The organism is Mesorhizobium sp. P5_C1 (assembly GCF_054049815.1).
Genome location: NZ_JBFULQ010000378.1, coordinates 1 through 5,657 on the forward strand (window position 1 = coordinate 1; position 5,657 = coordinate 5,657).

A 5,657-nucleotide genomic window follows, 5' to 3' on the forward strand; every position below is an offset into this window, starting at 1 on the left:
TACATGGGGAGGAAAACGACCTCTCACTCGACACGTTCCTTCACGAAATCGGGACGACATTCGCTGAAACGCAAATGAACCGGAAAACTCCACGCAACGGCCGTTTGCCAATGTCCTCGCAGGGATAGCCGCGGTCAAGATTTGTTGACCTCCATCAAGCCCAAATTGACTACCGCTTGCCTTTTTGTCGGACCATAAGACAGGCCGTGCGGTCAGGTCTCGGCTGGCTGGCGCGCACAAGGCAATCTTGCCTTTGAACGCGGATGCGCCAGCTTGGGCTGCAACATATAGCCGCCTGCATGACGGAATTGGCCACAGCATTGGAACAGCCTCAATTTGCCACCGAGCGCGACCCGAGGTTGAGGCTAATCATTCCGATCATCGTCGCCATCGCGTTTCTGATGGAGCAGCTCGATTCCACCATCATCACCACCGCGATCCCGGCCATCGCGCGCAGCCTCGACACGACACCGGTCAGGCTGAACCTGGCGATCACCACCTACATCCTGACCTTGGCCGTGTTCATCCCCGTCAGCGGCTGGTTCGCGGACAGGTTCGGCGCACGAAGAGTATTCGCGCTGGCGCTTTTCACCTTCACCCTTGGTTCGGCGCTGTGCGGCATCGCCAGCAGTTTCGGCATGCTGCTGGCGATGCGCGCGCTGCAGGGGCTGGGCGGTGCCATGATGACGCCCGTCGGGCGGCTGATCCTGCTGCGCAGCTTTCCGCGCAGCGGCTTGATCACCGCCATGACGTACATGACCTTGCCCGCCATCATGGGACCTGTCATCGGGCCGCTGCTCGGCGGCCTGTTGACCACATATGCCTCGTGGCGCTGGATATTCTATGTCAACGTGCCGTTCGGCTGCCTTGGCATTGCCGCTGCGCTGCGCTTTGTCGACGATTTCCATGAGGAAGCGGTGCAACGTTTCGACTTCGCCGGATTCCTGATGGTGGGATGCGGCGTCGCACTGCTGCAATTCGGGCTGGAAAGCATCGGCCGGCCGATCATCCCTGTCTCGGCGACAGTGCTGGTGCTGGCAGCGGCGGTCCTGCTGCTGCTCGCGTTCGGGCGCTATGCGCGCCGCGTCGTCGCGCCGGCAGTTGACCTGACGCTGTTTCGGTTTCGCTCGTTCTGGGTCGGTACGCTGGCCGGCGGCTTGTGCCGTGTCGGCCTCAACGGCGTGCCGTTCCTGTTGCCGCTGATGCTGCAGGTCGGCTTTGGCATGAGCCCGGTTACCTCCGGCTCGCTGACATTCGTCGGCAGCTTCGGCGCCTTGCTCATTCGGCCGCTGCTGTCGCCGCTGTTGCGGCGCTTCGGTTTCAATGTCGTGCTGATCGGCAGTGCGCTTGTCGGCTCCGCCGCTGTGGCGGGCTTCGCCCTGATCGGCGTCGACACGCCACACTGGATGATCGGCCTCTACGTCTTCGTGTTCGGCATCATCCGGTCGGCGCAGTTCATGACCTCCAACACGCTGTCCTACGCCGACCTGCCGGCGGACAAATTGAGCCGCGCCACCAGCCTCGGCGGCGTCCTGCAGCAGCTCAGCGTTTCGCTCGGCGTTTCAATCGCCGCCATGGTGCTGGGTCTGGTTGCCGGGGAAACCCACATCGTGACACCGGGGCGCTTTCATCAGGTGTTCCTGCTGACCGCGATCATCCCGCTGCTGTCCATTCCCGGCTTCCTGTATCTGCGCGCCGAGGACGGCGTGCAGGTCAGCGGCCACGTTCGCAAGGACAATTCTCGCAAATAGGGCGACGAAAGTTATGGCCTAGCATCGCGCGCGTATACGGGCATACTTGCATCCACATAGGGAACCATCGTTAGGTGCCCTGAACTTCAGCTCTCCGCCGGCTTGCGTTCGACGATGTAGATGTGGTYGGCCGCCAGCACCACTTCGCCGCGCTGGTTGATCACTTCGCAGCGCTCGATGACCCGTCCCGAAGCCGGCCGCTTGGGATCGTCTTCCTTGGCCGCGATGGTGGTGCGCGTCCGGATCGTGTCGCCGATGAACACCGGCTTGATGAAGCGCAGCCGGTCGTAACCATAGGAAAAGGCGACAGGATTGACGACGGTCGCCGTCAGCCCGATGCCGATCGAGAACACCAGCGTGCCATGCGCGATGCGCTGGCCGAATGGCGTCGTCTTCATGAACTCGGCGTCCATGTGATGCGGGAAGAAATCGCCGGTGTGGCCGGCATGGACGACAAAGTCGGTTTCGGTGATGGTGCGGCCGCTGGTGAGGCGCGACGCTCCGATCTCGTAGTCCTCGAAATACTGGATCTGTTCCATCAGGGTCTTTCCGCGATCGGTGTCGCCGGTGCCGCACTCGATTGATAGGCCGCCTCGACCAGCGCCATCGTGCTCCAGGCATCCTCGACCGGACTGATCAGCTTCGCATCTTCGCCGGCTGCAGAACGCTGGACATTGGCCATGCGGCCGACGAAGGCATCGGGAAACCACTCGCCGGCCAAGGGCACCGCGACCCAGTCCGTCCCGCCTTTGGGGTAGATTTCCAGCACATCCGGTTCACCGCGCGGATAGTCGAGGTTGAGGCCGAGTTTGAGATAGGCCGCGCCCTCGGTGCCGCAGATGCGGAACTCGCAGGCCTGGTGCCGGCGGCCGAACTTGTGGTCATGGTTGATCGACAGCGCGCAGCGCACCGTGTTGCCATAGTCGAGAATGGCGCTGGTGCGCGTCTGCGCCACCGCATGGTTGGGATGGCCGAGCGTCTTGGCGTGCACGCCTCGGGGGTCACCGAGCAACTGCCGGATCAGGTCGAGATAGTGGATCGAATGCATGGCGATCTCGACGCGTGGCGCCTTGAGCAGGAATTCCCACAGTTCCCACGGTGTCGCCAGCGCCAGCCAGGCGTCGAAGTCGACGATCTCGCCGAGCCAGCCCTTGGCGATCGCGTCCTTGAGCGCCAGCATCATCGGCGCGAAGCGCAGCTGGAAGTTCACCGCTGCCTGAAGCTTTTTGGCGCGGCAGATTTCGAGGATCGTGGTTGCTTCAGTGAGGTTGCTGCCCATTGGCTTCTGGATCAGCGCCACCGCGCCGTCAGGCAAGGATTTCAGCACATCGGCATGGCGCGACGGCGGTGTCGCGAGGTCGAAGATCGCGCCCTTGACGGCTGCAGCCTCCTCGGCGGAACGAAAGGCTGTCACACCCCATTGGGTGGCTAGTTTTTCAGCTCGAGCATGATCGGGATCGTAAAGCCCGGCGATCGGGAAGCCGGCCTTCCTGTAGGCCGGGAAATGCGCGTCGCCGACGATCGACCCGGCCCCGAAGGTGACGATCGGCCGGGGCGTCGAAGGTTTGGGCCAGGACTGGGCGAGTGAGGCAGGGTCGAAACCGCCTTCAATCATGATGGAAGACCTCGTCCATCGCTGCCCACCATTCGCCTTCCCCGCGCGTCGCCAGCGGTTCCTGGCAAGGCATGCAGACCGCCCACCATTCCTGCGTCCTCGGGTCGGCTGCCATCTTGGCCATGTCGGCCGCGTAGTCGGTGCCGTGATATTCGAACGTGCTGAACAGCAGGTTCTCCGGCCGCTTCAGGTAGATCGAGTAGTTCTTGATGTTGCAGGCCGAGATCATGGTCAGCACGTCCGGCCAGACAGTAGCGTGAAGGCGGACATACTCCTCGACCTTTTCCGGCTTCAGCCCCAGAACCATCCCCATCCGCTGCATATCAGTCTCCTATCCGGTGATCGCCGTGGTGAATTCGGCGATGCTCATGGCCTTGACCGCGTCCCAGTCCCAATCGATGCCGATGCCCGGTTCGTGGGGCGCCAGCGCCTGGCCATCCTCGATGCGCATATGCTTGCCGGTCAACTGGTCGAGCTGCGGAATGTACTCGACATAGCGGCCGTTCTGAACTGCGCAGGCCAGGCTGACATGCAGTTCCATCAGGAAATGCGGGCAGACCGGAATGTCGAAGGCCTCCGCTGCATGGGCGATCTTGAGCCAGGGCGTGATGCCGCCGATGCGGCCGACATCGACCTGGACGATCGAGCAGGCGCCTTTTTGCATGTATTCGCGGAAATGGCGGATGGAATAGAGCGACTCGCCGATGGCGATCGGCGTCGGCGTTGAATTCGACAACCGCACATGCCCGTCGATATCGTCGGCCGGCAGCGGCTCTTCGATCCAGGCGAGGTCGAGCTCGCGCAGCCTGGCCGCGCGCCGGATCGCTTCGTCGACAGAGAACCCCTGATTGGCGTCGGTCATGATCTCGTAGCCGTCGCCCACCGCCTTGCGCACCGCCGAGAGGCGGGCAAGATCCTCCGACCCGTGCGGCCTGCCGATCTTCACTTTTGAGCCGCGAAAGCCCTTGGCCTTGGCGGCCAGCGCATCGTCGACCAGCGCCTGAGTCTCGATGTGCAGCCAGCCGCCTTCGGTCGTGTAGAGCGGGCAGCGGTCCTTGGCGCCGCCGGCCAGCTTCCACAGCGGCAGGTTCTGCTTTTTCGCCCGCAGGTCCCACAGCGCCGTATCGATCGCAGCGATCGCGATGGCGGTGATCGCGCCGATCGTGGTGGCGTGGGTGGCAAATTCGAGATCGTGCCAGATCGCCTCGATCATGTCGGGGTCGCGGCCGATCAGGCGCGGTGCCAGATGGTCGGACAAGAGCCGCATCACCGACGAGCCGCCGGTCCCGATCGTATAGCTGTAACCGGTGCCGACCGCGCCGTCGGAATCGGTGATCGTCACGATGGGCGTTTCCTGGCTGACGAAGCTCTGGATTGCGTCGGTGCGCTTGACCTTGGGAACAAGGTCCACCATCCGCAGTTCGACTTTCTCGATTCTGGCCATGTCGTCAGCTCCGCAATGTCTTCCCGGTGTCGGCGGCAAACAGATGTGCCTGCGACATGTCGAAACTCATGGCGATCCGCTCGCCCGATTTCAGCGGCCTCGGGTTCAGCATGCGCGACACCCAGTCAGTGCCGTTGAATTCGACGAACACCAGCGTCTCGTTGCCGAGCGGTTCGGTGACGGTGATCGGCAGCTCGATCTGGTGGACGTCGGCGGCGCCGCCGGAACTGATGCCATGGCCGGTCGGATAGATGTCGTCCGGCCGCAGCCCGAACACGACCTTCTCGCCGGTGGCAACATTGGACTTGAACTGGTCGGGCAGCGGCAGTTTTTCGCCGCTGGCGAAAACCATCTGGCTGTCATCGATCGTGGCTTCGTGCAGGTTCATCGGTGGCGAGCCGATGAAGCCGGCAACGAAGCGCGTCGCCGGCCGCCGGAAAACCTCGTCGGGCGTGCCGACCTGTTCGATATGGCCGTCGCGCATGATGACGATGCGGTCGGCAAGCGTCATCGCCTCGACCTGATCATGGGTGACATAGATCACCGTCGACTGCACCTTGGCATGCAGTTTCTTGATCTCGGTGCGCATCTGCGTGCGCAGCTTGGCGTCGAGGTTGGAGAGCGGCTCGTCGAACAGGAAGACGTCGGGATCGCGCACAATGGCGCGGCCCATGGCAACGCGCTGCCGCTGGCCACCGGACAGTTGCGACGGGCGGCGGTCCAGCAGCGTGTCGAGGCCCAGGATGGCCGAGGCCTCGGCGACGCGTCGGTCCATGTCTTCCTTGGCCGCACCGGCGATCTTCAGGGAGAAGCCAAGATTCTCGCGCACCGTCATATGCGGATAGAG

At 63.2% G+C, this 5,657-nt stretch carries 6 protein-coding genes; 1 reads left to right on the plus strand and 5 read right to left on the minus strand.

Annotated elements, in window-relative coordinates:
* The first annotated feature begins 320 nt into the window (after positions 1–320).
* Positions 321–1,751: a DHA2 family efflux MFS transporter permease subunit gene (locus ACXJ7R_RS23565; protein ID WP_457153942.1), complete on the plus strand. Its 1,431-nt coding sequence runs from the start codon at positions 321–323 to the stop codon at positions 1,749–1,751.
* Between the two features lie 86 nt (positions 1,752–1,837).
* Here the strand turns inward: ACXJ7R_RS23565 and ACXJ7R_RS23570 are convergent, their stop codons facing one another.
* The 5 genes from ACXJ7R_RS23570 to ACXJ7R_RS23590 all read right to left on the minus strand — a co-directional run.
* Complete coding sequence (locus ACXJ7R_RS23570) at positions 1,838–2,293, minus strand: MaoC/PaaZ C-terminal domain-containing protein (protein WP_457153946.1); 456 nt, start codon at positions 2,291–2,293, stop codon at positions 1,838–1,840.
* Positions 2,290–3,363, minus strand: coding sequence for a Gfo/Idh/MocA family protein (locus ACXJ7R_RS23575; RefSeq protein ID WP_457153947.1), 1,074 nt, complete (start codon positions 3,361–3,363; stop codon positions 2,290–2,292). The genes ACXJ7R_RS23570 and ACXJ7R_RS23575 overlap by 4 nt, the downstream gene beginning before the upstream one ends.
* Positions 3,359–3,688, minus strand: a complete 330-nt coding sequence (locus ACXJ7R_RS23580) for an L-rhamnose mutarotase (RefSeq protein WP_457153943.1) — start codon at positions 3,686–3,688, stop codon at positions 3,359–3,361. Before ACXJ7R_RS23580 ends, ACXJ7R_RS23575 begins: the two co-directional genes overlap by 5 nt.
* A gap of 9 nt (positions 3,689–3,697) precedes the next feature.
* Positions 3,698–4,810, minus strand: coding sequence for a mandelate racemase/muconate lactonizing enzyme family protein (locus ACXJ7R_RS23585; RefSeq protein ID WP_457153944.1), 1,113 nt, complete (start codon positions 4,808–4,810; stop codon positions 3,698–3,700).
* Between the two features lie 4 nt (positions 4,811–4,814).
* A partial coding sequence (locus tag ACXJ7R_RS23590; RefSeq protein ID WP_457153945.1) for an ABC transporter ATP-binding protein occupies positions 4,815–5,657 on the minus strand: 843 nt, incomplete at its 5' end.